Origin of the sequence: Pseudomonas rhizoryzae (assembly GCF_005250615.1) — a bacterium.
Classification (GTDB): Bacteria; Pseudomonadota; Gammaproteobacteria; order Pseudomonadales; family Pseudomonadaceae; genus Chryseomonas; species Chryseomonas rhizoryzae.
Map to the genome: position 1 here is coordinate 352233 of NZ_SULM01000005.1, position 26890 is coordinate 379122.

34 protein-coding genes are annotated in these 26890 nt (G+C 64.1%); 28 read left to right on the plus strand and 6 right to left on the minus strand.

The genetic code is table 11. From position 1 onward, the window contains the following. Nucleotides 1-74 precede the first annotated feature (74 nt). Complete coding sequence (locus FAZ11_RS10290; protein ID WP_137279250.1) at nucleotides 75-386, minus strand: CII family transcriptional regulator; 312 nt, start codon at nucleotides 384-386, stop codon at nucleotides 75-77. A gap of 2 nt (nucleotides 387-388) precedes the next feature. Continuing rightward, nucleotides 389-634 carry a helix-turn-helix domain-containing protein gene (locus FAZ11_RS10295; RefSeq protein WP_137279251.1) on the minus strand — a complete coding sequence of 82 codons (246 nt, stop codon included), beginning with the start codon at nucleotides 632-634 and terminating at the stop codon, nucleotides 389-391. A gap of 3 nt (nucleotides 635-637) precedes the next feature. Between FAZ11_RS10295 and FAZ11_RS10300 the strand changes: the two genes are divergently transcribed. The 19 genes from FAZ11_RS10300 (at nucleotide 638) to FAZ11_RS10390 (ending at nucleotide 11912) form a co-directional block, all read left to right on the plus strand. Beyond that, complete coding sequence (locus FAZ11_RS10300; protein ID WP_240043575.1) at nucleotides 638-1387, plus strand: XRE family transcriptional regulator; 750 nt, start codon at nucleotides 638-640, stop codon at nucleotides 1385-1387. Nucleotides 1388-1544: 157 nt separating this feature from the next. After that, complete coding sequence (locus FAZ11_RS10305) at nucleotides 1545-1799, plus strand: hypothetical protein (protein WP_137279252.1); 255 nt, start codon at nucleotides 1545-1547, stop codon at nucleotides 1797-1799. Then, on the plus strand, nucleotides 1786-2133 hold the full coding sequence (locus FAZ11_RS24850) for a hypothetical protein (RefSeq protein WP_193557145.1): 348 nt from the start codon (nucleotides 1786-1788) through the stop codon (nucleotides 2131-2133). The genes FAZ11_RS10305 and FAZ11_RS24850 overlap by 14 nt, the downstream gene beginning before the upstream one ends. A 143-nt stretch (nucleotides 2134-2276) precedes the next feature. Continuing rightward, entirely contained in the window at nucleotides 2277-2768 is a 492-nt protein-coding gene (locus FAZ11_RS10315) for a hypothetical protein (RefSeq protein ID WP_240043576.1), read from the plus strand. A gap of 113 nt (nucleotides 2769-2881) precedes the next feature. Continuing rightward, a complete protein-coding gene (locus FAZ11_RS10320) occupies nucleotides 2882-3142 on the plus strand; it encodes a DUF1654 domain-containing protein (RefSeq protein WP_137279254.1) in 261 nt (86 codons plus the stop codon). Between the two features lie 666 nt (nucleotides 3143-3808). Next, nucleotides 3809-3991 (plus strand): hypothetical protein, encoded by a 183-nt coding sequence (locus tag FAZ11_RS10325; protein ID WP_137279255.1) that lies wholly within the window; start codon nucleotides 3809-3811, stop codon nucleotides 3989-3991. 72 nt (nucleotides 3992-4063) lie between these two features. Beyond that, nucleotides 4064-4342, plus strand: a complete 279-nt coding sequence (locus FAZ11_RS10330) for a hypothetical protein (RefSeq protein ID WP_137279256.1) — start codon at nucleotides 4064-4066, stop codon at nucleotides 4340-4342. Between the two features lie 189 nt (nucleotides 4343-4531). Then, nucleotides 4532-4969 (plus strand): hypothetical protein, encoded by a 438-nt coding sequence (locus FAZ11_RS10335; RefSeq protein WP_137279257.1) that lies wholly within the window; start codon nucleotides 4532-4534, stop codon nucleotides 4967-4969. Nucleotides 4970-5007: 38 nt separating this feature from the next. Then, nucleotides 5008-5337: a hypothetical protein gene (locus tag FAZ11_RS10340; protein ID WP_137279258.1), complete on the plus strand. Its 330-nt coding sequence runs from the start codon at nucleotides 5008-5010 to the stop codon at nucleotides 5335-5337. Next, on the plus strand, nucleotides 5334-5540 hold the full coding sequence (locus FAZ11_RS10345) for a hypothetical protein (protein WP_137279259.1): 207 nt from the start codon (nucleotides 5334-5336) through the stop codon (nucleotides 5538-5540). The genes FAZ11_RS10340 and FAZ11_RS10345 overlap by 4 nt, the downstream gene beginning before the upstream one ends. Next, the gene (locus tag FAZ11_RS10350; RefSeq protein WP_137279260.1) at nucleotides 5537-5755 is read left to right on the plus strand and encodes a hypothetical protein; all 219 of its coding nucleotides are present in this window, start codon (nucleotides 5537-5539) and stop codon (nucleotides 5753-5755) included. The genes FAZ11_RS10345 and FAZ11_RS10350 overlap by 4 nt, the downstream gene beginning before the upstream one ends. After that, nucleotides 5752-5952: a hypothetical protein gene (locus FAZ11_RS10355; protein WP_137279261.1), complete on the plus strand. Its 201-nt coding sequence runs from the start codon at nucleotides 5752-5754 to the stop codon at nucleotides 5950-5952. Before FAZ11_RS10350 ends, FAZ11_RS10355 begins: the two co-directional genes overlap by 4 nt. Beyond that, nucleotides 5949-6356, plus strand: a complete 408-nt coding sequence (locus FAZ11_RS10360; protein WP_137279262.1) for a hypothetical protein — start codon at nucleotides 5949-5951, stop codon at nucleotides 6354-6356. Before FAZ11_RS10355 ends, FAZ11_RS10360 begins: the two co-directional genes overlap by 4 nt. A 109-nt stretch (nucleotides 6357-6465) precedes the next feature. Then, complete coding sequence (locus FAZ11_RS10365; protein WP_137279263.1) at nucleotides 6466-7368, plus strand: YqaJ viral recombinase family nuclease; 903 nt, start codon at nucleotides 6466-6468, stop codon at nucleotides 7366-7368. Nucleotides 7369-7379: 11 nt separating this feature from the next. After that, nucleotides 7380-8363: a recombinase RecT gene (locus tag FAZ11_RS10370; protein ID WP_137279264.1), complete on the plus strand. Its 984-nt coding sequence runs from the start codon at nucleotides 7380-7382 to the stop codon at nucleotides 8361-8363. A 5-nt stretch (nucleotides 8364-8368) separates the two neighbouring features. Next, nucleotides 8369-8569 (plus strand): hypothetical protein, encoded by a 201-nt coding sequence (locus FAZ11_RS10375; RefSeq protein WP_108582189.1) that lies wholly within the window; start codon nucleotides 8369-8371, stop codon nucleotides 8567-8569. Nucleotides 8570-8579: 10 nt separating this feature from the next. Continuing rightward, nucleotides 8580-9422, plus strand: coding sequence for a DNA translocase FtsK (locus FAZ11_RS10380; RefSeq protein WP_137279265.1), 843 nt, complete (start codon nucleotides 8580-8582; stop codon nucleotides 9420-9422). A 5-nt stretch (nucleotides 9423-9427) separates the two neighbouring features. Then, nucleotides 9428-11167: an AAA family ATPase gene (locus FAZ11_RS10385; RefSeq protein ID WP_137279266.1), complete on the plus strand. Its 1740-nt coding sequence runs from the start codon at nucleotides 9428-9430 to the stop codon at nucleotides 11165-11167. A gap of 28 nt (nucleotides 11168-11195) precedes the next feature. After that, nucleotides 11196-11912: a putative quorum-sensing-regulated virulence factor gene (locus FAZ11_RS10390; RefSeq protein WP_137279267.1), complete on the plus strand. Its 717-nt coding sequence runs from the start codon at nucleotides 11196-11198 to the stop codon at nucleotides 11910-11912. Between the two features lie 52 nt (nucleotides 11913-11964). Here the strand turns inward: FAZ11_RS10390 and FAZ11_RS10395 are convergent, their stop codons facing one another. Then, the gene (locus tag FAZ11_RS10395; protein ID WP_137279268.1) at nucleotides 11965-12486 is read right to left on the minus strand and encodes a hypothetical protein; all 522 of its coding nucleotides are present in this window, start codon (nucleotides 12484-12486) and stop codon (nucleotides 11965-11967) included. Nucleotides 12487-12569: 83 nt separating this feature from the next. On the opposite strand from FAZ11_RS10395, the gene FAZ11_RS10400 reads away from it, so the two are divergent. The 7 genes from FAZ11_RS10400 (at nucleotide 12570) to mqo (ending at nucleotide 22248) form a co-directional block, all read left to right on the plus strand. Next, nucleotides 12570-14741 carry a DNA cytosine methyltransferase gene (locus tag FAZ11_RS10400; protein WP_137279269.1) on the plus strand — a complete coding sequence of 724 codons (2172 nt, stop codon included), beginning with the start codon at nucleotides 12570-12572 and terminating at the stop codon, nucleotides 14739-14741. Between the two features lie 42 nt (nucleotides 14742-14783). Beyond that, on the plus strand, nucleotides 14784-15920 hold the full coding sequence (locus FAZ11_RS10405; protein ID WP_137279270.1) for a DNA-methyltransferase: 1137 nt from the start codon (nucleotides 14784-14786) through the stop codon (nucleotides 15918-15920). Nucleotides 15921-16064: 144 nt separating this feature from the next. Continuing rightward, a complete protein-coding gene (locus tag FAZ11_RS10410; protein ID WP_137279271.1) occupies nucleotides 16065-16508 on the plus strand; it encodes a LexA family transcriptional regulator in 444 nt (147 codons plus the stop codon). Nucleotides 16509-16569: 61 nt separating this feature from the next. After that, nucleotides 16570-17226, plus strand: coding sequence for a hypothetical protein (locus tag FAZ11_RS10415; protein ID WP_137279272.1), 657 nt, complete (start codon nucleotides 16570-16572; stop codon nucleotides 17224-17226). A 268-nt stretch (nucleotides 17227-17494) separates the two neighbouring features. Then, nucleotides 17495-18685, plus strand: a complete 1191-nt coding sequence (locus FAZ11_RS10425) for a tyrosine-type recombinase/integrase (protein WP_137279273.1) — start codon at nucleotides 17495-17497, stop codon at nucleotides 18683-18685. Between the two features lie 20 nt (nucleotides 18686-18705). Beyond that, nucleotides 18706-20295: an ABC-F family ATPase gene (locus FAZ11_RS10430; RefSeq protein WP_058771942.1), complete on the plus strand. Its 1590-nt coding sequence runs from the start codon at nucleotides 18706-18708 to the stop codon at nucleotides 20293-20295. A 456-nt stretch (nucleotides 20296-20751) separates the two neighbouring features. Beyond that, nucleotides 20752-22248: a malate dehydrogenase (quinone) gene (gene mqo / locus FAZ11_RS10435; protein ID WP_058771943.1), complete on the plus strand. Its 1497-nt coding sequence runs from the start codon at nucleotides 20752-20754 to the stop codon at nucleotides 22246-22248. A 77-nt stretch (nucleotides 22249-22325) separates the two neighbouring features. Here the strand turns inward: mqo and FAZ11_RS10440 are convergent, their stop codons facing one another. From FAZ11_RS10440 to FAZ11_RS10450, 3 genes are all read right to left on the minus strand, one after another. Further along, nucleotides 22326-24119, minus strand: coding sequence for a gamma-glutamyltransferase family protein (locus FAZ11_RS10440; protein ID WP_081319940.1), 1794 nt, complete (start codon nucleotides 24117-24119; stop codon nucleotides 22326-22328). Nucleotides 24120-24195: 76 nt separating this feature from the next. Then, the gene (locus FAZ11_RS24990) at nucleotides 24196-24699 is read right to left on the minus strand and encodes a DUF1294 domain-containing protein (protein WP_058771945.1); all 504 of its coding nucleotides are present in this window, start codon (nucleotides 24697-24699) and stop codon (nucleotides 24196-24198) included. Next, nucleotides 24696-25532 (minus strand): undecaprenyl-diphosphate phosphatase, encoded by an 837-nt coding sequence (locus FAZ11_RS10450; protein WP_058768452.1) that lies wholly within the window; start codon nucleotides 25530-25532, stop codon nucleotides 24696-24698. Before FAZ11_RS10450 ends, FAZ11_RS24990 begins: the two co-directional genes overlap by 4 nt. 267 nt (nucleotides 25533-25799) lie before the next feature. Between FAZ11_RS10450 and pnuC the strand changes: the two genes are divergently transcribed. Both pnuC and FAZ11_RS10460 read left to right on the plus strand, forming a co-directional pair. Beyond that, nucleotides 25800-26363: a nicotinamide riboside transporter PnuC gene (gene pnuC, locus FAZ11_RS10455; protein WP_058771988.1), complete on the plus strand. Its 564-nt coding sequence runs from the start codon at nucleotides 25800-25802 to the stop codon at nucleotides 26361-26363. Continuing rightward, nucleotides 26360-26887: an AAA family ATPase gene (locus tag FAZ11_RS10460; RefSeq protein ID WP_058771946.1), complete on the plus strand. Its 528-nt coding sequence runs from the start codon at nucleotides 26360-26362 to the stop codon at nucleotides 26885-26887. The genes pnuC and FAZ11_RS10460 overlap by 4 nt, the downstream gene beginning before the upstream one ends. Nucleotides 26888-26890 lie beyond the last annotated feature (3 nt).

The following is a 26890-nucleotide window of genomic DNA, read 5'->3' on the forward strand; positions in this document are numbered from 1 at the left end:
ACCTTGAGCAGGTGGTGTGGAGCATCGAACAGCGCTCCCCACTCATCGTCGTTGATCTGGAATGCGGGCACAGCTCAATCCCAGCCCAGGGGTCCCGGGCGTTTCTTCTCGGCCTTCAGCCCCAGCTCTGCCAGGGTTTCGAGCGAGCGCAGATATTCGGCGTTGACCACCACCGCAGAAACCGGGACGACTTGCAGCCCCAGGAGCGCAAGCACCTTGCTCCAGCGCTCGATCTCGCCTTCCTTCCAGCGCGACACGGTCGATTCGGACAAGCCGATTGCGTCCGCGACGGTCTTCTGGCCCACCGACAGAAGTCGCTGCAAGACCAGGGACTCGATCTCCCGTGCCCTTGCAGATGGGTCTTGGCTTAATGCGGGTGTGCTCATGGTCAGGCCGCCGGTTGATTCACTTCCGGCTCGACGAAGCGCTCGGGGTACAGGATGTGGATCTCAGTGAGATCACCCTCGAATACCCCGCACAGCTTCTCGGCCAAGCCAGCGGATGGCCGCTGAACACCTCTTTCCACTCGGGACAAATTCCCGGTATCGATCGCCTCACCCGCAGCGCGAAGTCGATCAACCACATCTGCCAGTCTCCAGCCCTTCTGGACCCTGGCCTTTTTCAACGGAGTCATGGGATGACCTCTTGCCTGGACGTTGTTAATTTGCAGTCTGCGCAGTACGCAGATTATTTGCAAGCCAAATCTGCGCAGGACGCTTTGCGCGATACGCAGCAAAGGCCGAACAATTCCGGCATGGAAATAGGTGAGATCATCCGCCAGGCCCGGAAAAAACAAGGCCTGACCTTAGAGCAGCTCGCGCACCAGGTCGGAACCGATACTGGAAACCTGTCGCGCCTGGAGCGCGGCAAACAGGGGGCAAGCCAAGAGCTGCTGTCGAAGCTGCTCGGGGCGCTGGGTCTGTCCCTGGGCGCAATGGACGCGGACCAATCCAACGTCGGCCCGCCCGTGCCCATTACCTCCCCCTTCCGGCAGATCCCGATAGTCGGCATCGCGCAGCTTGGCGCCGAGGGCTATTGGACAGCCCTAAGCCCGAGCGAGGGCCACATCAACTTCCCAACCCATGACAAGGACGCTTACGCCCTTCGGCTGCGCGGCGACTCGATGTCCCCGGCTATCCGCTCTGGGTGGGTGGCGATCATTGAGCCGAACGGAGATCTAGTGCCAGGCGAATACGTCTACATCAAGCTTCACGGCGTCCACGACGAGGGCGAGAGCATGGTAAAGGAGCTGCTGCGTGCCGATGACTATGAGGTGAGCCTGATGTCGGTGAACGATGCCTTCGGGCGCAGGACAATCCCCTGGGAGCAAATCCAGCATTGCTACCCGGTGGGTGCCATCGTGCCGCCCAGCAAGATCGTGCAGTAGCAACCACGGGACAGGAGGTGCGCATGAACGCAATTCGATTCTGGAGAGACGTCTGGCATGGCAGGCCTGGCGCAAGGCCCATTGCCTGGTGCATCGCGGCATTTACTGCGGCTTCCGCTGCTTGCCAGATGGTCGGATGCCTGGACTAGGAGGATGGATGAGCGACGAAAAACGTTTTCTTGCCCTAACGGCAAGCGCAGCTGCTATGGGGACCGTGCTTAGCTCTATTGTGTCCTGTCAAATTACAGTGGCTACAAAAGTACTCAAGCTTATGCCGGAAAAGGAATTCGACGAGGCAAGGGAAGAAGTCATGTCTGAACTCAGAAACTCAATCGAGCAGATGTCTGACGTATATAAGTCTCTCGGCAGACTAAAGGAGCTGCTCGAGGAAGAAGAAAATGGATCCGATTAAGATCCCGGACTTCGCATCCAAGTCCCTTGACGTCCTATCGCGCAGAGTTGATAAGCTTGAATCCATGAGTCAGCCTCATGCTGAATTTGGCGGTGGCGGCGGAAAAGGTGGTGGCGAGATGGACGGAAGAATTAGAGCTCTCGAATCTGGAATGACTGACGTCAAGGTGGCGCTTGGCAAGATAGAGACGCGCCTGGACTTCATCGAGCGAAACATGATCACCAAAGGGCAGCTGGCCATCTATGCCTTGCTGACAGTCCTATCCATTGCAGCGGGCGGTTGGTGGATCGTTCAGCAGTACCTGGCACCCATCCTGAGAGCGATTCCGAAATAGCCTCAGCCTTCCACTAAAAGCCCGGCCCCGCGCCGGGCTTCCTGTTTCTACCGCCCGCCCCTCTAACCACGCAGCCCGTCACGTTCTCCGCCTAACTCTAATCCAGCGGCTAGAATGACGGCTCTATGACATGGAGGTGCATTGTGAAAACGATTCGATTGACTGTGGCAGCCTTGGCGCTGGCCGCCCTTGGTGGGTGTGTTGCGGTTCAGCCGCAAGCCAGATCCCTATTCCCAGCTGCTGAGTACAGCTACCTGCCGAAGACGGGCACTGGTAGCGTCCGCGGTCAGGTTTTCATGAGGACCGTGGGAGGTGACGTAAAGTATGGTGCCGGCTCGAACGTTGAGCTCACTCCGGTTACCTCGTACACCGAGGAGTGGTACAACGCGAGCTTTGTGCGAAAGGTACCGATAGCTGCTCCGGACAGCCGCCTACTGAGCTACATCCGGAACAAGCGCGCAGACGGTACGGGTAGCTTCAAATTCACCGACCTGCCCCCTGGCGAGTACTTCGTGGTTTCCGAGGTGCGCTGGCAGGCCCCCACGCAGTTTGGACTTGCGCCTCAGGGTGGTTTCATTGCCACCAGGGTCACAGTGGAAAACGATAAAGAAAGCGAAGTCATCGTCACCCAGTAATGTAATCGCCAGCAAAGCCCGCCTAGCGCGGGCTTTTTTGTGCCCGGAACCTTGCCGCTTCGCTTGGACTCAAATACTGTACATTTGAACAGTGTCACAGTAGGAGGTGTTCCGTGCCCCGTAGCAATGCCCAGGTCGTCAAGAAACAGGTTCAGGTGTCTAGCTATGAGCGTCTGTGCCACCGCATCAATGCTCATATCGCCGAGCCGCACGCGCAGATCGAGCACCGTTGCCGGGTCGAGCGCATGGACACAGACCATGACGACGACTGGGAGCGGGTGGTGGACGAGATGCGGGAGGTGGATGGCCTCTCTGTCGAGCGCAAGGACGATGGCTATGAATTCACCTGGAAGCGCATGCCCACGGAAGACTGACCCCGAGTGATACATGAAGCCCGCCGCGAGCGGGCTTTTTCATGCCCGGCAAAAAATCTAATCCCGACCAATCTGCGCTTGACGCAGATTCGTTTTCTGCGCATAGTGCAAACCATGAACTGCGCAAGACGCAGATTCGGGTAGCTCCACCGCCCCTGCTCTTTACCAATTCGACGCAACAAAGAAACCACAGACCGCATTGCCTCTACGGCGACCGGCAATCAGACAGGCCCGAAAGCCTGCCCACGCGAAGGCGACCCTGAGGGGCGACCGGGACGGCTGATTGAGGGCACCTGGCCCGCTCCGCGAGAGCGACCCGTATGCAATGCGCAGCAACACCGATTCGAATTAGCGCGCCTAGCCTCGGCAAAGGGCGCGCCGGACCTCTCGCCGTGTGCCTACACCACATCGGGCACCGGGGCTGTACGCGGCGAGTTGTAAGGCCCGATGACCATGGCGAAACGAACACGATGCCCACGGCGCCATGACCAGGGAAGCCCCAAGCCACCCAACCTGAAAGCCTTAGCTGCAGACATCGGCGGCGTGGCACCCAACGACATTGATGAGCATGCGGTCGCGCTAGAGCCCAGCAGGTGCGCGCGGCGGGAAAGCATCACTTCAGCACCTGGGCGACCGGGTGCTGCGGGATGACAACCAGGAGGCTCCATGAACAGAACCCTTTTCATCACGCACCGCGGCGAGCGGACAGTCTTCGAAGACGCAGACCTGGCCGCCTGCATCAGCGAGGCGAACAGGCTCAACACCGAGCGCGGATATCACGCTGGCGTGCATGTCGTTGAACGCCAAGACGGCCATCGGATGACGGCGGCTGAGTGCCGAGCAGCCTGAGCAGTTTTCCTCGCTGTCCTTGGCAACAGGGCCAGACGGGAAAACACCACCACAGCCCTGGAGGGCACTGAAATGACTGATCGACTGACTCAACTCGCCGCCTCCCTCACCGAAGCCCAGGAGCCTTTCAAGGTGGGCGACAAAGTGGTCTGGAAAGACGGGCTCAAACACAAGCGTTCGGAGGGGCCCTTCATTATTACCGAGGTTCTTCCTAAGACCATTTTCGCTGAAGGCGTAAGCGCTGGAAGCCCTTACTTCAGGGAGCCGATGACCGTCAAAGCTGCCTTCTTCGATAACGACGAAGACCTGGTGGAATGCCACTTCGACGCCCGCCGCTTCCGCCTGGCCTAACGCATCACTGAAGCGCCTTCCAACGAGGGCGCTTTGGGATGCAGAAGACGGGAAGTCGCGCCAGCCCATCGGTCAACAGGGGCCAGCACTGCATCACCCCTTTTCGCCAGCACGCATCGCCACCCCCAGCGGTGCGTTTGCGATTTTATCCAAACCAATGAGGCCGCAGAGACGCGGCGAGGGATCGTCATGTCCGAGAAAACAGAACCCGGCTACTGCGAAGGTGATATCTGCGGCCGTGATGGCTGCCAGGGCCTCATCAAGGACCATCCAGTTGATGGGTGCACCTGCTTTATCTGCGCGCCGTGCTCAGCCTGTACCGCTGAGCGTGGCTACTGCCCTCACTGTGGCTGGGAAGCCGCAGATGACCCGCTCATTCGGCGGGACATGGGACCGATCAGCCTGGGCGCTGGCTTCGCTTTCGTCGAGCCCGTTCGACGGGTACTAGACCCATCGAAGGTTGACTTCGTGATCAAGCTGCATACCGCAAGCTCAATGATCAAGGAAGGCGTCTACCCGCCCCACATGAGCCGGCAAGAGGTAGAGGAAAAGGTTCGCGGCACCTTCGGCGGACGCTTCAACAAGTTCAAAGACGGCTTCTTCGAATACGTCGCCTACACAGATTGACTCCCCGCGCCGTCCGGCGCACACCCGAGACCCACACCATGACCCTCGCCATCCAGCATGAGCGGGCGCTCGAGTGCGCCCACGAGCAGGTGCTGCAGCTCCAGCACGACATCGACACCGGCAACCCCGACACGATGCTGGCCTTCGCCATCCACTGCGACCTCCAGATCGACCCGGCGCGCCAGGTCGCGCTGCTGGAGACGCTGGCCGCCATGCGCGATCACCAGTTCAACGAGGCCTACATGACCCTCGCCAGCATCTGTCTCCCGCTGGCCAAGGAGCTGCTGGAGTGGCGCCGGGTACTGCTGGCCGAGCACGAACCTTTTTTCACCGCCGAACTGGCCAAGCGCCGCAAGGAGGCTGCATGAAAACCGATCAGGAAATCGCCCAACGCCTGGTGGAGATGTGGATCGCTCGCATCCCCGCCTTCGGTGACGGCATCGCCGAGGGCATGAACGAGATGGCCTATGCCCTGGGCGCCATCGACGACCGGGCCCACGACCACAACCGGGTTCGCATCTCGCAGGAAGTCGCGAAGCGCTGGGCAAAGGCGCAAGGAGCAGCAGCATGACCATTAACGACGGAGGTCGCGCATTCCCTCGCACCAGTGATGCCTACGGCCCTGAGTTCGGCATGAGCCTGCGCGACTACTTCGCGGCCAAGGCTATGCAGGGCTGCAATGCCAATCTGGACGAGCAGTTCACCAGGATGAACCTGACGGCCGTGGCGCAGATGGCATATCAGCAGGCTGACGAGATGCTGGCAGCGCGGGAGGTCCAGCCGTGACCACCTCCCCCGTCCCCGCCATCACCGACGACCAAGTCGCCGAGGCCGAAGCGCGCCACACCCTGCTGCTGCGCGCCAGACAGTCGCTGCCCGACGCCCTGGGCCTGCCGCCGGAGACCCGGCTGATCGATACCCCGATCCGCTCCCCAATGATGCGCCGGCCGGGTCGGCGCTGGTCGGTGGAGGTGGCGTCATGACGAAGCCTCTCGAAGCCATTGTTCGCCACGAGCGTGCGGCCCAGGAGGTCGCAAGGCTACGGCGCGAGATCGGCAAGGCTCTGGCGCTCTGTTCGGTCAGCGTTGAGCACCAGGACTGGAGCCTACCTGCAGCTCGCCGGAACGAGCTCACTGAGCCTGGCGGCCGGATCAAGACACACCTCTGGCAGGCTCTTCATCACCTTGAGCCCTCCTCTTGCGGCTACGGCATGGTCCGCCTTGATGACCACGATGTTGGTAACTTCCTAGCTGATGCGGAGTGCGAGCACTGCCGCAAAGCCTGGGAGCTGCACCTTAAGCGCAAGGTAGCGCGGCAGGAACTGGGTCGCGCCAGGGTAGCGATTCGAGCTATCGGGCGGGCGGCGCTGGCCAAGGTCGCATCGTGAAAGCCCAGTCCATGGCACGCGCCATCGCCGAGGGCGCTCTGGCCGCCGTCGCTCTCTACGCCTTTCTCATCATCGCCTGGCTTGCCTTCTGCTGAGCCCTGGAGCCCCCATGAACGCACTCATTTCGGTCGGCCAGCTCGACCGCCAGAAGTACCTCGGCAGCAGCGACGTTGCCGGCATCCTCGGCATCAGCCCCTGGCGCACGCCGCTGGACGTCTACCTCGACAAGGTCCAGGGCCGCCAGCCCGACGATCCGGCGAAGGCCAAAATCTTCGCCCGCGGCTCGCGGATGGAGCCCTACGTCATCGACCTGCTGGCCGAAGAGACCGGGATGGTGATCGTCCGCCGCGGCGAGCGGTACCGCGACCCGGTGCATACCTACATGGCCGCGGAGATCGATGCCGAGGCCGAGACAGGCGAGAACATCGAGATCAAGACGGTCTCCCCGTTCAAGGCCCAGGCATGGGGTGAAGAGCAGACCGATGCCATCCCGGTGCATTACACCGCCCAGGCCATGCACGGCCTGATGGTCACTGGGCGGCAAGTCTGCGTCTTCGGCGTGCTGATCGGCGGCGATGACTTCCGGATCTACCGGGTCGAGCGCGACGACGAGACCATCGAGGCGATCCGCGCCGCCGAGATCGAGTTCTGGGAGCGGATCCAGCGCAAGGAACCACCGCCGCCCTCGACCGTCACCGACATCCTGCGGCTCTTCGACAAGGATTCCGGCGCCAGTATCGAAGCGGACGGCACCACAGCTGCCATGGTTGCCGAGCTGTCCAGCATCAAGACCCAGCTAAAGCGTCTGGAGAACGAGAAGGAGCGTCTGGAAGAGCACATCAAGGTGTTCATGCTCGATTGCACCTCCCTGACGGTGCAGGGCCGGCCGGTGGCCACCTGGAAGACCCAGGAAAGCCGGCGCTTCGACCAGACCGCATTCGGCGAGGCGCATCCCGCCCTGCTCGAGCAGTTCAAGCGGACCAACAGGTCCCGCGTCTTTCGCCTCAAGTAAGGAAACCAAACATGTCCCAAGCACAGCTCAAGGCGGCCGCCCAGGGCGGCGCCGGCAATTCCCGCCAGATCCTGGCCCAGACCGCCACGGATGCCGGCGCTGGCAACGTGAAGAAATTCTTCGAGAGCCAGAAAGGCATGCTCAAGCAGGTGCTGCCCAAGCACCTGGACCCTGACCGGATGCTCCGGATCGCCCTGGGCGCCATGCGCACCACGCCGAAGCTCATGAACTGCACCGTCGAGTCCCTGCTGGGCGCCGCGGTCCAGTGCTCGATGCTCGGCCTGGAGCCGAACACACCGATGGGCCACATCTACCTGATCCCCTTCGACAAGCGGGAGAAGGTCGGCGGAGAGTGGCGGACCACGAAGACCGAAGTCCAGATCATCATGGGCTACAAGGGGATGCTGGACCTGGCGCGGCGCTCCGGTCAGATCATCAGCATCGGCGCCCACGAGGTCTGCGAGAACGACGAGTTCGACTATGCCTACGGCTTGGACGAACGCCTGCACCACAAGCCGGCCCTGGGTGACCGTGGCGAGGTCATCGCTTTCTACGCGGTGGCGAAGCTCGTCGGCGGCGGCCACGCCTTTGAGGTGATGAGCCGGCAACAGGTCGACCAGATCCGCGACAAGTCGGCCGAGAAGAACCGGGCGAAGCGCGATAACCGCGGCAACTTCATCATCACCGGCCCCTGGGCCGATCACTACGTTGAGATGGGCCGCAAGACCGTCACCCGGCGGCTCTTCAAGTGGTTGCCGATGAGTATCGAGATGGCCAATGCCGCCAGTCTGGACGAACGAGCCGACACCGGCGCAAGCCAGGCGCTGGATACCGCGCTGCATGGCGACTACACCGTGCTCACCCCGAGCGATCCCGAGCCGCAGGAGCCGGAAGGCGCCGGCGCCCAGGCCGAGCATCAGGACGAGCAGCCAGCCACCGACACCGGGTCGACCGAGCAGCAGCAGGTCGGTGACGACGAATTCAGCATGGAGTGATGGCCATGGCCAGCCGGACCGTAGAGGAGCTGTTCGACCGCGTCGAGCAGTTCACCGCCCTGCTGGCCGCCGCTGAGGACGGCGCGGATACGGACTGGGAGATCCAGTTCACCACGGACATCCGCGACCAGTTCGAGCGCTACGGCGCACATACCTACCTCAGCGACGCCCAGCTGCAGTCGCTCAACAAGATCGCCCACCAGTAGGAACCCACCCATGAAAATGGAACACCGCGCCATCATCGAAAGCGCCAAGCGTCACGGCTGCATGCCCTCGGAACTCGCTCACCAGCTGCTGGTACACGACCTGGTGGAGACCTGCCTCTTCGAGCTGCACAACCTCAAGGCGCCCTATCACAAGCTGAACGAGGGCCAGCAGCAGGAAGTGATCGACCGGATCACCGAGAAGGCCGAGGAAGCGGTGACGATCGCCGTCCGGATCATCAGCGCCCGAGGCGCTGCTGCGGTGCCGATCGAGGTGCGGTCAATCAAGGTAGAGGCCAAGGCCCTGACGGTAACGGCCAAGGTTGATGCCCTGGAACCGGGCAAGCACGAACTGACTGACTCGGCCGGCAAGCTCTGCCTGCTGGTGCTGGCGCCGGATGATTACCGCGAAGGCCTGGACGCCATCCAGCCCGACCGTGACCAGTCGGACCTGCCGCTGGCGGTCGGTGACCTGCTGGGCAGCCCGGAAGAGCTGGCCGAGCGCCTGGGCGGCACCGCCGAGGACCTGGCGCAAGCAGCAGACGGCGCAGCTACAGACGAAGCGCTCCAGCAGCAGGATGCCCAGCCCGAGGATGCTGGCGCCGCAGAGCCATATCCCGCGGCATACGGCGTCGTACCCTATTCCGACATCTGCGCCGTCCTGGCCCGCGCCACGCCGCCCGTGACCATCGACTACCTGCAGAGCCGGTTCGCTATTGGCAGCGACGCCGCCCGCGCCCTGGTGGTCCGCCTGCTCGATGACAAGGTCATCGCCGTGCAGAGCGAAGCGGAAAACCCGCTACACAACACCTACCGCGTCACCAAGGACCTCGACGAAGTCGTCTCGATGGAGTAACAGCCATGCGCATCACGAATATCACCGCTACCAACGTCCAGGGGCTGCGAAATGCAGCCCTTGTCGTATCTGAGCCCCTGCTACTGGTGTCCGGTGACAATGGCGCCGGTAAAAGCTCACTGCTCGACAGCATCGCCATGGCGTTCACCGGGCAGCCGCGCCGCGTTTCCCTGAAGAAGGAGCTTGACCGGCTGGTAACCGAGGGCGCGAAGAAAGGCGAGGCCCATGTCACCTACGTCGACGCCGCTGGCGAAAGCCAGACCGCCTGGATGATGCTGCCGGGTGGTAAATCGGTGGTAATTCCTGATGCGCCGTTTCTTCCCTTTGTCCTGGAAGCCGCGAGATTCGCGGCCCTGGATGGTAAAGATCGACGGAAGGTGCTGTTCGACCTGACCGGTGCGGGCGCCGGTGCCGCTGAGGTGGCCCGCCGCCTGGAAGCCAAGGGCGCCGACCTGGCGAAGTTCGAGAAGGTGAAGCCGCTGCTGCGCGGTGGCTTCCCTGCTGCCGAGGCCCAGGCCAAGGAATACGCCGCCGAGTCGCGCGGCGCCTGGAAGGCTATCACCGGCGAGAACTACGGCAGCCAGAAGGCCGAGGCGTGGGAGCCAGATTTACCGTCCACCACCGTCACCCAGGAGCAGATCGCCGAGGCCGCCAAGGCCTTGTCCGATCTCGACGGCGACCTGGCCGAAGCGCAGCAGACCCTGGGCGGCCACAAGGCCAATGTCCAGGCCGCCGCCCAGCGCCAGGCCCGCATGGCACAGCTGCGCGACACCGCTGACCTGCTGCAGCGCCGCCAGGAGAAACTCAGCGCCGACCAGGCCCGCGTCGCTGAGTGGGAGCCGAAGGTGGCCGAGGCCCAGCGCGCCGCGGCAGGCGAACCGGCACATGACCCGCTGGCCTGCCCGCACTGTCAGGGCCAGGTGCTGATGGAGCGCGGCCAGCTGGTGGCCTATGTAGCGCCGGAGAAGGTCGCCGACCCCGAAGCCGCCCGCCGCCTGACCGAATACCAGGGCTATCTGCAAAGCGCTCAGCGCGCAGTGGCCAACAGCCAGCGCGACGTCGACCAGAGCCGCGCTGCTACCGAGCAGCTCACCGATCTGGAAGCCCAGGCCGCTGCGGTACCGGATGCCCAGGCCATCGAGAACGCCGAGCAGGCCATCTCCGGGCTACGCCAGGAGCGCGACAAGGCCCGGGCCAAGCACCAGGCCCTGGTGGACGCCCATGGCGCCATCGCCGGTCGCGACGCTGCGATCGCCAACGCCGCTCAGCACCATGCCGATGTCGTGGCCTGGTCGCTGATCGCCGACGCCCTGGCGCCCACCGGCATCCCGGCCGAGATCCTCGCCGGCGCGCTTGACCCGTTCAACGAGCTGCTGGCGGCCCAGGCCGCGGTGGCCAACTGGCAACCGGTGGTGATCACCCCCGAGATCGACATCACCTACGGCGGCCGCCTCTATGGGCTGCTCTCGGAATCGGAGAAGTGGCGCGCCGACACCTTGCTGGCCGTCGCCATCGCGCGACTGTCCGGCATCCGCCTGGTTCTGCTGGACCGCTTCGACGTGCTGCAGCCCACCTCCCGCCCCCAGGCGCTGAAGCTGCTGCTGGCCCTGACCCGCTCCGGCGACCTCGACAGCGCCGTCATGGCCGGGACGATGAAGGAGCCCATGGCCAAGGTGCCGGCCGGCATCCAGCAGGTGTGGATCCAGGGTGGCGTGATCACCGAGACCGAAGCCAAGGCCGCATAAGCGGCCTTTCATCATTCAAGGATCAGACATGCAACCGATCATTTTCGATACCGAGACCACCGGCACCGACCACCAGAGCGACCAGATCATCGAGGCCGCGTGGCTGGTGCTCCCCGACACGCCCTCCGCCTTCATCACCACCCGGTCGCCCGATGAGTTCGAGCATTACCACGAGCGGTTCAAGCCCACCGTGGCCATCAGCCTCGGCGCCCAGGCCACCCACCACATCATCTGCACCGACCTGGTGGATTGCCGCGAGCACACCCAGTTTGCGCTGCCGCCCGGCGAGGTTCTGATGATCGGCCATAACGTCGACTTCGATTGGCGCATGGCTGGCGAGCCCAAGCGAGTGCGCCGCATCTGCACCCTGGCGCTGAGCCGGTTCCTGTTCCCTGACAAGGACAGCCACACCCAGTCGGCGATGATTTACATGATCGGACGCCGCTATGGCCGTGAGGCCTGGGCCCGCGACCTGCTGCAGAACGCCCACGCAGCGCTCGACGACGTCCGGAACTGCGCGATCCTGCTGCGCTTCCTGCTGATCAACGCCGCGAAAGACGGCCACGAGATCGACACCTGGGATCAGGTCTATGCCCTCGCCGAGCGCGCCCGGATCCCCACGGTGATGCCCTACGGCAAGCACAAGGGCACAAAAATCAGCCAGATACCCAGCGACTACAAGGCATGGCTGCTACGCCAGGCCGACGTCGACCCCTACCTGGTCCAGGCCCTGCGGGCTGGCTAGCTACGACAGCTGAAATAGGCGGCGGCATAGCCGCCTTGCTTCACCGCATGAATTAAATCCTGGGCGACGGGGCGACTTGCGAAGCTAGATAATTTCTCATGCGCGTAACTAGATACGCCGGATGGTACGCCTCAAATGTTTGAGAGGGATTGGCCGGACATACCCACTCGAAGAACTCAAGATGTTCTCCTAGTGTTTTTCCGAACAAACCAGTGAATAGCTCTTCCCCCTCTGCATACGAACTACTTTCGAAATCGTCGAAGTTATGCGCAGCAAACTTATTCCTAAGCCTGACCAGTTTTTTATCCGTGCAAAACCTTCGGAACAGACCAATTTGTTCCCTTATATCGCTGGGAAGCTCTCGGGTCTCGATTCCGTAATCCTTGAGAATATCGTGAAGTTTCACCAACGAAAGTACACAGGAGATTTTGCACATCCTGGCTATCCCAAGAAATGCAGCACTGTCAGGGCTCATATCTGAATTTTCAAGGTAGTCCCTGAATACCTTCCCAGGTGTAACCAAGTCATAGACCAGATCCACCAACAGCCAAATCAGGTGTTCTTTTCTATCCACTGACTTCTCCGCTTAAAGGGCTCGCCCGTATTCAGCGAGCTATGTGAGCAAAGATCAAACTCTACCTCACAAGGAAACCGAACATGACCGCATTCCAGCGGCGGGCCTCGCTCGACTTCAAAACGCAGTACGGCCTGGGCTTCAGCAGCCAGGACGACGAGATCATCGTGGACTTCTTCTGCGGTGGCGGCGGCGCCGGTACCGGGCTGGAGATGGGTCTGGGCCGCCCGGTCGCCGTGGCCAAGAACCACAGCGCGGCGGCGATCAGCATGCACACCGCCAACCACCCCACTGCCCGGCACTTCACCACTGACGTGTTCGACGGCGATCCGGATGCCGAGTGCGCGGGCCGCCCGGTCGGCTGGTTCCACATGAGCCCCGACTGCACCCACCACAGCCAAGCCGCCGGCGGACAACCGCGGAAGCGCGAGATTCGGAACCTGTCCTGGATCGGGCTGAAGTGGGCCGGCAAGAAGCGCCCCCGGGTGATCAGCTTGGAGAATGTGAAGCAGATCCTGCAGTGGGGCCCGCTGATCGCCAAGCGCTGCAAGGCGACCGGCCGGGTGATGAAGGTCGACGGCACGGTGGCCGCCCTCGGTGAGCGAGTGCCGGTGCACCAGCAGTTCCTGGTGCCGGACCCGAAGCGGAAGGGCCAGACCTGGCGCCGCTTCGTGCAGCTGCTGCAGGGCATGGGCTACCAGGTGGAATGGGAAGTCGGCCGGGCCTGCGACTATGGCGCGCCCACTAGCCGCGAGCGCCTGTTCATGATCGCCCGCTGCGATGGCCAGCCCATCGTCTGGCCGGCGCCTACGCACGCCAAGGCCCCGGCCAAGGGCCAGAAGAAGTGGCGCAGCGCCGCGGAGTGCATCGACTGGTCGATCCCCTGCCCCTCGATCTTTGAGCGGAAGAAGCCGCTGGCCGCCGCCACGCTGCGCCGGGTGGCCAAGGGCATGCGCAAGTTCGTGCTGGACTCAGCGGATCCGTTCATAGTGCCGATCGCCAATTGGTCGCGAGAAGCAGCCATCTCGGTAGACGAGCCACTGCACACCATCACGGCCTGGCCGCGTGGCGGATCCTTCGCGGTGGCCAGCCCGATCATCGCGCCGGCTACCCACCAGGGCGCCGATCGGGTGCACGACCCACGTGAGCCACTGCCGACCGTGACGTGCGCGAACCGCGGCGAGCAGATGCTGGTGAGCCCCACGCTGATCGGCCTGGGAGGCCCAGCCTACGCAGGGAAACCCGCCGACGCCGGCGCCCCGCTGGGTAGCATCCTGACCGAGAACCATCGCGCGGTGGTGGCGCCAACGCTCGTATCGGTGGGCTACGGTGAGCGCCAGGGGCAAGAGCCGCGCGTACCAGGCCTGGACAAGCCGCTGGGCACAGTGATGGCCGGCGGGATCAAGCACGCGGTCGCAGCCGCGCACCTGGTGAAATTCCGCTTCGACTCCGCCGGCGCCGCTGCAGATGAGCCGATGCCCACTATCACCAGTGGGGGCGACTGCCAGCGCCCCGCCGGCGCAGCACATGCGATGGGCGTCTGCACGGCGTTCCTGGAACAAGCGAACGGCGGCTTCAATACCACGCCAGCGCACAGCGTAGAGCGGCCGATGACCACGGTGACCAACTCGGGCAGCCAGCAGCGCCTGGCGGTGGCCACCCTCGCCCACCTCCGCGGCAACTGCGATGCGCGGGCGCCGCAGGATCCGCTGCACACCATCAGCGCTGCGGGCCAGCACCATGGTGCGGTCACCGCCTTCCTGTCCCGCCAGTTCGGCGCCTCCATCGGCCAGGGCTTGGAAGAGCCCGCGCCCACCGTCACCGCGGGCGGCGGCGGCAAGACCTCGGTGGTCGAGCTGCAGCTGTCGCCGGAGGTCGAGGCCGGCGCCCTGCGCGTGGCCGCCTTCTTGATGAGCTACTACGGCACCGACAACACCAGCCGGCCGGACGAGCCATCCCCCACAGTCACCACCAAGGACCGGCTGGCCCTGGTCACCGTCACCATCCAGGGCACGCCCTACGTGGTGGTGGACATCGGCCTGCGCATGCTGCAGCCGCGCGAGCTCTACCGCGCCCAGGGCTTCCCGGACGACTACCAGATCGACCGCGGCGCCGACGGCAAGGCCTTCACCAAGAGCCAGCAGGTGCACATGTGCGGTAACAGCGTCAGCCCTCCCCACATGGCCGCGATCGCCCGGGCCAATGATCCCTGGCGCGCCGCGGCAATGGCGCCGAGCAAGACAGTGGCCGCCTGATACTTCATCCGCGCTTCCGGCGCGCTCGAGTAAGGAACCCCCATGGACCGATACACCCTGCATCTGGGCGATTGCCTGGAGACCTTGCGGGCCATGCCCGCCTGCTCCGTCGATAGCGTCGTCACCGACCCGCCTTACGGCCTAGCGTTCATGGGCAAGCGCTGGGACTACGACGTGCCGAGCACCGAAATCTGGGCTGAGTGCCTGCGCGTACTCAAACCAGGCGGTCACCTGCTGGCCTTCGCCGGCACCAGGACCCAGCACCGCATGGCCGTCCGCATCGAGGACGCCGGGTTCGAGATCCGCGACATGATCGCCTGGGTCTACGGGTCGGGCTTTCCCAAGTCGCACAACCTGGCAGGCGATCGGGAAGGTTGGGGAACTGCCCTGAAGCCTGCACTGGAGCCGATCACTATTGCCCGTAAGCCCCTTGCCGGCACGGTCGCGGCAAATGTGCAGTTACATGGCACGGGAGCGATCAATATTGACGGATGCCGAGTTGAAACTCCTGATGACACTGCTCGGATATCCAACGGTGCCATACGCGGCGGAAACTTCGCGGCCGGCTCATCTGCACCAGGACCGATTGGGGGAGGACATGCAGCGGGCCGCTGGCCCGCAAACATGATCCACGACGGCAGTGACGAGGTGACCACGCTATTCCCATCCACGGGGGGCGCCGCGGCCCCAGTGCACAAGCGCAACGGCGACAAGTTCCGCAACAGTTACGGCACCTTCCAGGGAAACGTTGACGAGGCCGGCAGCACCTATCACGCCGACACTGGCAGCGCCGCCCGGTTCTTCTACTGCGCCAAGACCAGCCGCAAGGACCGCAACGAGGGCCTGCAGGACCCTGGGCCGCAGCTCCAGCGCGGCACCACCTTGCGCAAGGTCGAGAACGCCGACCTCAAGGGCAATAACCACCCCACGGTCAAGCCGACCGATCTGATGGCCTACCTGTGCCGCCTGGTGACGCCGCCCGGTGGGATCGTGCTGGACCCGTTCATGGGCTCTGGCTCGACCGGCAAAGCAGCCCTGCGCGAGGGTTTCCAGTTCATCGGCTGCGAGCTAGAGGAAAGCTACATGGCGATCGCCCGGGCGCGTATTGAGCACGAGGCAGCACGCCTAGATGCCATCGCTGCATCCCCCGTGCGCGTGCAGTTCGACATCTTCGCGTAACACTCCTCGCGCCGTCCGCTGGCGCGCTAACCCAGAGCACCCAGTAATGAATGCCCCGATCTACTGCCGCACCAGCGGCCAGCGCGTCGGCACCTGCGAGTGCCTGCGCTGCAATCCTCCACCAGCACGAGAGGACGGATAGCCATGGCAGCCCTCACGAAGATCGACCAGACCTTGCCCGGGCGAATCATCGATCTGCTCATCCAGCGCGGCACCACGGCCACCGACCGGCAGATAGCCGACGAGGTCGGGTGCAGGCCGATGACTGTCCACTACTACCGCCGCCAGCTCGACATGCCGGTACCGGGCCGGCGCTACCTAAGCGATGAACAGCGCCGCGCGGCCCGGCATCTGGAGCGAGCCACGGACAAGGCGATTGCCAAGCGCACGCAGTACCTGGCCGACCGCCGCCTGGGCTTCGTCGTCCCCGTCGAGGTCCACAGCGCAGGGCTGGTGTCCATCATCTCAAGCCGTGGCTCTTCGCTGACTTCTACTGTCGCCCGCGATGACCGCTGGCGCCGGCTGTTCACGACCGAGATGGCAGCCAGCAATTGGCTGACCACGGCGCCGAGCCACGCCCGCGCCTGATCCCTCCTAAACCCTACCCCCACAAGCCTGCGCCCCGGCGCGGGATGAGAGAGCTATTGCCATGAAGGAACGTCCGATTCTATTCAGCGGGCCGATGGTGCGCGCGATCCTCGAAGGGCGGAAGACCGTCACCCGTCGTGCTATCAAGCGAAGGAAGCGGAGCGCCGACACTAATTTTTCATTGGTCCAGCAGCAGGATGGATCTTGGCTTCCGTATCACACCTTTGATGAAAGCCTCATTGACGAACAGGGCTCAGAACATCCCATCGCCTGCCCGTTCGGCCAGGTCGGCGACCGGCTGTGGGTGCGCGAGACCTGGGCCGGCGTTGGCAACGTAGATCCGGGATACCTGACCTATCGCGCCACGTACCCAGCTTGTCTGCCTCCGAACCTCGAAAACGTGCCCGCTGATCTCCGGGCTGTTGGGGAGCGCTGGCGCCCTAGCATCCATATGCCGCGTGCAGCCTCACGCATCCTCCTGGAGATCACCGACGTGCGCGTCGAGCGCCTGCAGGACATCAGCGGCGACCAGGCGGAAGCCGAGGGCGTCGATTCAGCACTGTGTAGGCAGTTCTTCGAAACCTCGCCGAGCCGGCATGAATGCAAAGAGGCGGTGATTCACGGCTTCGCTGGTCTATGGGCCTCCATAAACGGCGCCGAGTCCTGGCACGCGAACCCGTGGGTATGGGTCGTCGAGTTCCGGAAGGTTCTGCCCTGACCACCCTATTTCAGCAACTGATCCCCTCCCGTTAGACCCGCCACTCCCTATCACCCCGCACCGCTGGCCCTGGCCGGCGAGGAGCCCCCATGTCTGCAGCTGAGGAACTGATCGACGACCGCGACAAGCTCAACGAGGCCCAATTCGCCCAGTACCTGGGCATCACCGTTCGAGCGCTACGAACGCGGCGCGCCCGCAACCAAATCCCCGCCGGCGTCTGGATCAAGCAGGGCCGCGAGACCATCTACAGCAAACGGAGGTATGAGGAATGGCTGGAAGCGCAATGGATATGCCCCGCGGAGTCGAAATCTTCCGCAATTCGCTCCGCATCCGCTTCACCTGGAACAAGCGGCGATTCAGCGAGACGCTCCCCTATCCCATCACGAAAAAGGGCATCGCGGCTGCATCCCGACTGCGTTCTCAGGTAGTCGACCTGATCAAGCTCGGCCTGATGGACGACGCCAAATACGCCGAGCTCTTCCCGGGCTCGGCCCTGGCCGCCAGCAGCAACACCTTCGGCGAATACGCCCAGCTCTGGTTGGACAGCCGCGGGATGGCCAAGGGCACCAGGAACAACTACCTAAGCGCCCTCAACATCTATTGGCAGCCGCATCTGGCACGCACCCGGATCGACCTGATTACCCCGGCCCTGCTGCGGCGGATCGTCGCCGAGACCGAATGGACCTCGCCGGCGGTGAAGCGTAACGCGATGACGCGACTGTCGACGCTGCTGAAATCGGCGGTCAGCGATGGGCTGATCGAGAAGAACCCGGCCGAGGCGCTGGAGCTGCCCCGCCGGACGAAGAAGGAGGTGGACCCGTTCAGCCAGGCCGAGGCCGACCGAATCATCGAGGCGATGTATGCCCGCGATCACTGGCCCACCAGCATCTATGCCGCGCTCTATGAGTTCATGTTCTACAGCGGCGTCCGGATCGCTGAGGCCCTGGCGCTGCAGTGGGATGCGGTGGATCTAGAGAGTGGGCACGTCCGGATCTTCCGGGTGGTCGCCCTGGGCGAGGTGGAGGAGCGGACCAAGACCCACAAGTCGCGGACCATCCTGCTCAACGAGCGATCGATCCATGCTCTGCGCTTCGCCCAGCAGTACGCCGAGCGGCGCCGGAAGGGATCGGGCAAGATCAAGGAGACGCCGTTCGTCTTCCCGCCCTCGAAGAACGCGGAGCACGTGAAGCAGACGTCGGACATCCACCACCAGTGGCGCCCTACCCTGGTCGCACTCGGCATCCGGTACCGGCGCCCTTATAACTGCCGTCACACCTATGCGACAATGTGCTTAATGTCCGGCATGAACATCGCCTTCATCGCCCAACAGCTGGGAAACACGATCCAGATACTCCTTTCCACCTACGCTCGCTGGATCAACTCAGGTTCAGACTGGAGCGAGATAGCCAAGCTCGGTATTGGTATCAAATCGGTATCAGCGAATCCGGCGACGCTGTAAGTCCTTGATAGGTAACCCCCTTGATCTCCACCGCTAACATCACCATGCAGTTTGGCGCCAAGCCGCTGTTCGAGAACGTGTCCGTCAAATTCGGCAACGGCCATCGCTACGGCCTGATCGGTGCCAACGGCTGCGGCAAGTCCACCTTCATGAAGATTCTCGGGGGCGATCTCGAACCCACCGGTGGCCAGGTGATGCTCGAACCCAACGTGCGCCTGGGCAAGCTGCGCCAGGACCAGTTCGCCTATGAAGATTCCACCGTCATCGACACGGTGATCATGGGCCACGCCGAACTGGCGAAGGTCAAGGCCGAGCGCGACCGTATCTATTCGCTACCGGAAATGAGCGAAGAGGACGGCATGGCCGTGGCCGAGCTGGAAGTCCAGTTCGCCGAATTCGACGGCTACACCGCCGAAGCCCGCGCCGGCGAATTGCTGCTTGGCCTGGGCATTCCGCTGGAACAACACTTCGGCCCCATGAGCGCCGTCGCTCCCGGCTGGAAACTGCGGGTCCTGCTGGCCCAGGCGCTGTTCTCCGACCCGGAAGTGCTGCTGCTGGACGAACCGACCAACCACCTGGACATCAACACCATCCGCTGGCTGGAAGGCATCCTGGTCGCGCGCAACAGCACCATGATCATCATTTCCCACGACCGCCACTTCCTCAACAGCGTCTGCACCCACATGGCCGACCTGGACTATGGTGAGCTGCGTCTCTTCCCGGGCAACTACGACGAGTACATGACCGCCGCGACCCAGGCCCGCGAGCGCTTGCTGTCGGACAACGCCAAGAAGAAGGCCCAGATCGCCGAACTGCAGCAGTTCGTCAGCCGCTTCTCGGCCAACGCCTCCAAGGCCAAGCAGGCCACCAGCCGCGCCCGCCAGATCGACAAGATCCAGCTGGAAGAGGTCAAGCCGTCCAGCCGCGTGAGTCCCTTCATCCGTTTCGAGCAGTACAAGAAGCTGCACCGCCAGGCGGTGACGCTGGAAAACGTTACCCAGGGCTTCGACGGCACCCCGCTGTTCAAGCGCCTGGGCCTGCAGATCGAAGCCGGCGAGCGGGTCGCCATCATCGGCCCCAACGGTATCGGCAAGACCACCCTGCTGCGCACCCTGGTGGGCGAGCTGGCGCCGCAGAGTGGCGAGGTGAAATGGACCGACAGCGCCGACGTCGGCTACTTCGCCCAGGACCACGCCGATGACTTCGCCGACGATACGACCCTGTTCGACTGGATGGGCCAGTGGACCCAGGGCGGTGAGCAACTGGTGCGCGGTACCCTCGGCCGCATGCTGTTCTCCAGCGACGACATCCAGAAGTCGGTCAAGGTCATCTCCGGTGGCGAGCAGGGCCGCATGCTGTTCGGCAAGCTGATCCTGAAGAAGCCCAACGTGCTGGTGATGGACGAACCCACCAACCACCTGGACATGGAATCCATCGAAGCGCTGAACCTGGCGCTGGAGAACTATCCGGGCACCCTGATCTTCGTCAGCCACGACCGGGAATTCGTCTCTTCGCTTGCGACGCGCATCCTCGACATGAGCGAAAGCGGCGTGGTGGATTTCAGCGGTAGTTACGATGATTACCTGCGCAGCCAAGGCATCAACGGCTGAGCCAGGGTTCGTGTAGTGGATCTCAAGACCCACTACACGAACAAATAGAGGGTGCCCTGCGCGGTTACCGAAGGTATCATTTCGCACCGAAACGGGTACTCGACCAGGATCGCCGCGATCAACACCAACCGCTTGCGCTGGGAGACCGACAGGTCTCCTGCCACGTCTCGCACAACGTGGCGCCCCCTCCGGGCGCGCTCGACGGTCCCCGCGTCGCAGCCTGCCGGACCCGCTCAGGGCGCCTGGCCACTCCGGTACGCCAGTCCAGCCTGCTCTCTTTCATCCCATCAGAACATTGCCGGACGGCCGCTGTCGCAACTGACTGCTGTGCCCTACCGGTTGCTTGCCCGTGCCCGGTCGTTACCGACCGTTGCCGGGTCGCCCAATCAGAGACCGGGCTCCGACGCCCGTTCTCCCTCAGGTGTAATGCGAGACACTGTCTCAGGAGTACGATGAATGCACAGTGGTAACGAAGAGTCGGATTTCGTTTTCGTCGGCGCGGGTATCATGAGCGCGACCCTGGCGGTCATGCTCAAGGAGCTGGAGCCCACGAGTACCGTCGAGGTACTCGAACTGCTCGACGTAGGCGCGGCGGAGAGTTCCAACCCCTGGAACAACGCCGGCACCGGCCATGCGGCCCTCTGCGAATTGAACTACACGCCCGAAAAGGCGGACGGCAGCATCGACATCACCAAGGCGCTGAGCATCAACGCGATGTTCGAGGCGTCCAAGCAATTCTGGTCCTACCTGGTCGAGGAAGGCCACTTCGGCTCGCCGCGTGCCTTCATCAGCCCCGTGCCGCACATGTCCTTCGTCCATGGCGCCAAGGACATGGCCTTCCTGCGCAAGCGCTACGAGGCGCTCAAGGATCACGCCTGCTTCGACGGCATGGAGTATTCCGAGGATCATGCCAAACTGCGCGAGTGGATGCCCCTGGTGATGGAAGGCCGGCCAGCCACCGAAGCCGTGGCGGCCACCTATGTGGGCGGCGGCACCGACGTCAACTTCGGCGCCCTGACCATGAGCCTGCTGGGCCACCTGCAGACCCGTAGTGGCACCAAAGTCAGCTACAACCAGAAGGTGGTGGACCTGAGCCGCCAAGCGGATCAGCGCTGGCGCCTGACCATCGAAGACAGCCGCTCCGGTGCCACCCGCACCCTGATCGCCAAGTTCGTCTTCCTCGGCGCGGGCGGCGCGGCCCTGCCGCTGCTGCAGAAGTCCGGCATTCCGGAAGGCGCCGGCTACGGCGGCTTCCCGGTCAGCGGCCAGTGGCTGCGCTGCGACGATCCGCAGATCGTCGAACGCCACCAGGCCAAGGTCTACGGCCTGGCCGGGGTGAACTCCCCGCCGATGTCGGTCCCGCACCTGGATACCCGCGTGGTGGACGGCAAGAAATCGCTGCTGTTCGGCCCCTTCGCCGGCTTCACCACCAAGTTCCTCAAGCGCGGCTCCTTCCTCGACCTGCCCAAGTCGATCAAGTCGGGCAACATCGGCCCGATGCTGGCCGTGGCGCGAGACAACATGCCGCTGACCCGCTACCTGGTCGGTCAGGTGCTGCAATCCTTCGACCAACGCGTCGAAGAACTGCGCAGCTTCTACCCAGCCGTGCGCAAGCAGGACTGGCGCCTGGAAGTGGCCGGCCAGCGGGTGCAGATCATCAAGAAGGATCCGCAGAAAGGTGGCGTCCTGCAGTTCGGCACCGAGATCGTCGCGTCTGGCGACGGTACCATCGCCGCCCTGCTGGGTGCCTCGCCGGGTGCCTCCACCTCGGTGTCCATCATGCTGACCCTGGTCGAGCGCTGCTTCCCGAGCCGCTTCCAGAGCGAGGAATGGCAAGCCAAGCTGCACAAGATGTTCCCCGCCTTCGGTCACAAGCTGGCGGAAGAACCCGAGCTGCTACGCGAAGTGCGCGCCCGCACTACCCGCGTGCTGCAACTCGATCAGCCGGCCTGATCCCTCCGGCTGACCTCCCCCACTCCGCCCCCTCTCCCTTTGGGAGAGGGCTGGGGTGAGGGTTGCTGGACATCATCCTAATCCCCTAGGGCCGCTCCTTCCCGCCGCGGATCGGCACCGCCCTGCCAGCCTGATCCCACTCGGCGTATCACCTGGATGCCACTGGTCATCTCATCCTCGCGCACCTCGTGCCCACGCGCTTCCAGCGCCTTGCGCAATCCCGTCGTGGTCTCGCCCCGTTCGAGCTCCGTAGGGCCGTTGCGGCTGCCGAAGTTCGGCAATCCCGCCGCAGCCTGGGCATCCAGCTGCCAATCCAGCAAGCCGACTAGGGTCTTGACCACATAGCCGGCGATCTGCGAGCCGCCCGGCGAACCCAGGGCGGCCACCAGGGCCCCGCTATCGCGATCGAACACCAGGGTTGGCGACATGGTCGAGCGCGGTCGCTTACCCGGCTCCACCCGATTGGCGACGGGCAAGCCCTTTTCCCGGGGCACGAAGGAGAAATCCGTCAGTTGGTTGTTGAGCATGAAGCCCTTCACCATCAGGTGCGAGCCGAAGTAGCTCTCCACCGTGGTGGTCATGGACAGCGCCCCACCCCAGGCGTCCGCCGCCACCACCTGGGAGGTGGAGATGCGCAGGGGCGAGCGATCCGGCGCCCAGGCGAGCGTGGGGCCGGGCGGGGTTCCAGGTGCGGCCTTGCCCATGCTCCGGTCGCCCACCAGCAGGGCGCGACTGGCCAGGTAGCCCTGATTGAGTAGACCACTTACGTTGACCGGCACCCGGTCCGGGTCCGCCACGTACTGGGCGCGGTCGGCATAGGCCAGCCGCTCGGCCTCGGCGATCAGGTGCACCGCCTCCGGGCGCGGCTCCTGGCCAGCCGGTAGCGACGTAGGGACGGGGCGCAGCGGCGCCAGGGCCCAGGCCGGGTCGCGCGCTTCCAGGGCCTGCAGGATCCCCAGGGTCTGGGCCACGGTGATACCACCGGCTGGTGGCGGCATGCCGCAGACGCGCCAGCGTCTGTAGTCGGTGCACAGCGGCGTGCGGGTCTTGGCGCGATACCCGGCGAGATCCTTGAGACTTAGGCTGCCCGGATTGGGACTCTGCTGGACCGCGGTCGCGATGGCCCGGGCGAGGTCACCGCGATAGAGCGCCCCCGCGCCCTGCTTGGCGATCAGCGTCAGGGTGTCCGCCAGCTCCGGATTGCGCAGGCGCGTACCCACCGGCTTCACCCGGCCCTGGGCATCCAGGTAGAGCGCCGCCATGGCGGGCGAACCCTTGAGGAAGGGATCATGGAGCAACTGGTTATGCAGCCGCGGCGACAAGGGAAAGCCTTCGCGCGCCAGGCGAATGGCCGGCTCGAACAGGCTCTGCCAAGCCAGGCGGCCATGGCCACGATGCGCCAGCTCCAGGGCACGCAACACCCCCGGCACGCCGACCGAGCGCCCACCGATCCGGGCCTCCTCGAAGGCCATGGGGCTGCCATCCGGGCGCAGGAAGAGTCCTTCGGTGGCGCCGGCTGGCGCGGTCTCGCGCCCGTCGTAGGCCTGCACGCGCTGGCCGTCCCAATAGAGCAGGAAGGCACCGCCGCCGATGCCGGAAGACTGTGGCTCGACCAGGGTCAGGACGGCCTGCATGGCGATGGCGGCATCGATGGCGCTGCCGCCCTGGCGCAGGATTTCCCGACCCGCCTCCGCAGCCAGCGGATTGGCGGCCGCCGCCATCTCCCGCTTGGCCTCGCTGGCCACCAGCCCGGTACGGTAGCCGGACCCGGCTTCCGGGGCCTTGGGCAGCGCCGCTTTTTGGCTGGGAGCGCAGGCGGCGAGGGTCAACGACAGCAGCAAGGGGGTGAGGATCGACGGAGGAAGGCGCAACGGATATCTCCTGGGCAAGGGGCGGCGTTCGCTGCCAAGCCTAGCCCATCGCCATCGCCCGTGTTGCCCTGAGCCCCTAGAAGAGCGGCAACTGGCGGTGCAGGACGCCGCCACACAGCACATCGAGCCAGAGCAACTGGTGTAGCGCGACGATGGCGAAGAACACCAGGCGGAAGCTCAGCTTGACCGTCTTGTGGCGGAAACGCTGCTGGGCGATCAGAGCGCCGGGCCAGCCACCCAGCAATTCACCCAGGTGCAGGACGCGCTCGGGTACACGCCAACCCTTGTCACGGGCGCGCTGCTTGTCGTGCCGATAGAGGAAGAAGGTGACGACGCTGGCCAGCAGGTACCAGGCCAGGGGCCAGAGCACCCCGCGCCCGAAGGCCAGGGACAGCATGCCGACCAGGGGCAGGATGAACACGCCGATCTGCAACAGCAGCAGCACGTCCTGGCGGGCGATGGCCGCGCGCTGCTGATAGGGCGTCTGCGCCGAGGCACGCTTTGCGGTTTTGCCAGGAGCGGCCTGCGCAGACGCACGAGCCGGCTTGCGCCGGCTCTGCTGTTCGCTATCGGGTTTCACCCGGCCGCCTTGGCCGCGTGCCAGTCGATCCAGCCGAATTGCCAGGTGGCCAGGATGAGTAGACCGAAGACGATGCGATACCAGCCGAACACCTCGTAGCTGTGCTTGCCGATGAACTTGAGCAGCGCCTTGACCGCCAGCATGGCGAAGATGAAGGAGGTGATGAAGCCAACCCCGAAAACCAGCACGTCGTTGGCCGTGAACAGGTGGCGGTACTTGTAGACCGAGTAGACGGTCGCGCCGACCATGGTCGGCATGGCCAGGAAGAAGGAGAACTCGGTGGCTGCCTTGCGCGACAGGCCGAACAGCAGACCGCCGATGATGGTCGAGCCGGAACGCGAGGTGCCGGGGATCATCGCCAGGCACTGGGCGCAACCGACCTTGAGCGCGTCGTGCCAGCGCATGTCGTCCACCTCTTCCACGCGGATGCGATGGGTACGCTTTTCCGCCCAGATCATGATCACGCCGCCGATCACCAGGGCGAAGGCCACGGTAATGGGGTTGAACAGGTATTCGTGGATCAGGTCACCGAGGATCACGCCCAGCACCGCGGCGGGCAGGAAGGCAATGATCAGATTGCCGGTGAAGCGTTGCGCATAGGACTTGCGCGGCAGGTCGGTGACGATCCCGAAGATCTTGGCGCGGTATTCCCAGACCACGGCCAGGATGGCCGCCAGCTGGATGATGATGTTGAAGGCGATGGCCCTTTCTCCGCCGAAGCCGATCAGATCGGCGACGATGATCTGGTGGCCGGTACTGGAAATGGGCAGGAACTCGGTGATGCCCTCGACGATCCCCAAGATCAGCGCCTGCAAGGCACTCCATAGGTCCATGGTATTACTCCATCCAAGTGAAACGTTTGCAGGTAGCCAGGCCTTGACGGCTCCGGCGGCAACGGGGTTCGAACCGTGACGCTCCGCGGGGCTTGGCCCTTCGCGGTACCCAAGACAACAAGCGCTGTGGTGGCCGCCCGGCACCTTACCAGAGCGAGACCGGTTGAAGAGACCGATGAACGGCCATTAGGTGCCGTACAATGCCGAATCGAATCTCTCCGGATGTGAAGCATGTCGTTTCTGGAAACTCTCACCACCTTCATGGGCATGTCCACGGTGGAGCTGGTAGCCGCCGTCCTGGGCATCGTCGCGGTCTGGCTCACGGTGCGGCAAAACATCTGGGGCTGGCCCATCGGCCTGGTGATGGTGGTGCTCTACGTCTGGATCTTCTACGACGTGAAGCTCTACTCGGACATGCTGCTGCAGTGCGTCTACGCGGTACTGCAGCTCTATGGCTGGTGGCAATGGCTGCGCGGCGGCCAACAACATCAGGGCCGTGAGGTCACCTCGCTCGGCGGCGCAACCATATTGAGCGGGCTCGCCGTTGGCGCGGTGGGCAGCCTGGCCCTGGGCTACCTCATGGGCACCCATACCGACGCCGCCCTGCCCTGGCTCGACGCGGCGCTCACGGCCTTCAGCCTGGTCGCCCAATTCTGGATGGCGCAGAAGCGCCTGCAGTGCTGGGCGCTGTGGTTCGTCCTGGATGTCATCTACGTGGGACTTTTCTACCACAAGGGCCTCTACCCCACCGCAGTGCTCTATGCCGTGTTCGTCGGCCTCGCCGCCTATGGCTGGCTCGACTGGCGCCGTGCGCTGGCAGGCTCGCGATGAAGGTGGTGGTGCTGACCGGTCCGGAATCGAGCGGCAAGTCCTGGCTGGCGACCACCCTGAGCGACAGCTTCGGCGGTGTGCGGGTGGACGAATACGTACGTGAGTACTGCGCGCAGCATGGCACCGATACCAGTCTGGCGGACGTGGAAGTGATCGCCCGCGAACAGCTGCGCCGGGAAGACGAGGCGCGCGCCGCCGCACCGCCGCTGTTGCTGCTGGATACCCATCTGCTGAGCAATCTGCTGTGGAGTCGGTTGCTGTTCGGCACCGCCCCCGCCTGGCTGGAGCCCGCCCTGCTGGCGCGCCGCTACGATCTGCACCTGCTGCTCGATCCCCGCGGCGTCGACTGGCAGGACGATGGCCAGCGCTGTCAGCCCGATCCGGACGAACGCCTCGCCTTCTTCATGGACTGTCGAGACTGGTTACAGGCGCACCGGCAACCCGTGCTGGAAATCGCCGGCGACTGGCATGAGCGGCAAGCTGCCGCGCTGGCGGCGGTGCGGCGATTGCTGCACGAGGCCTGAGCC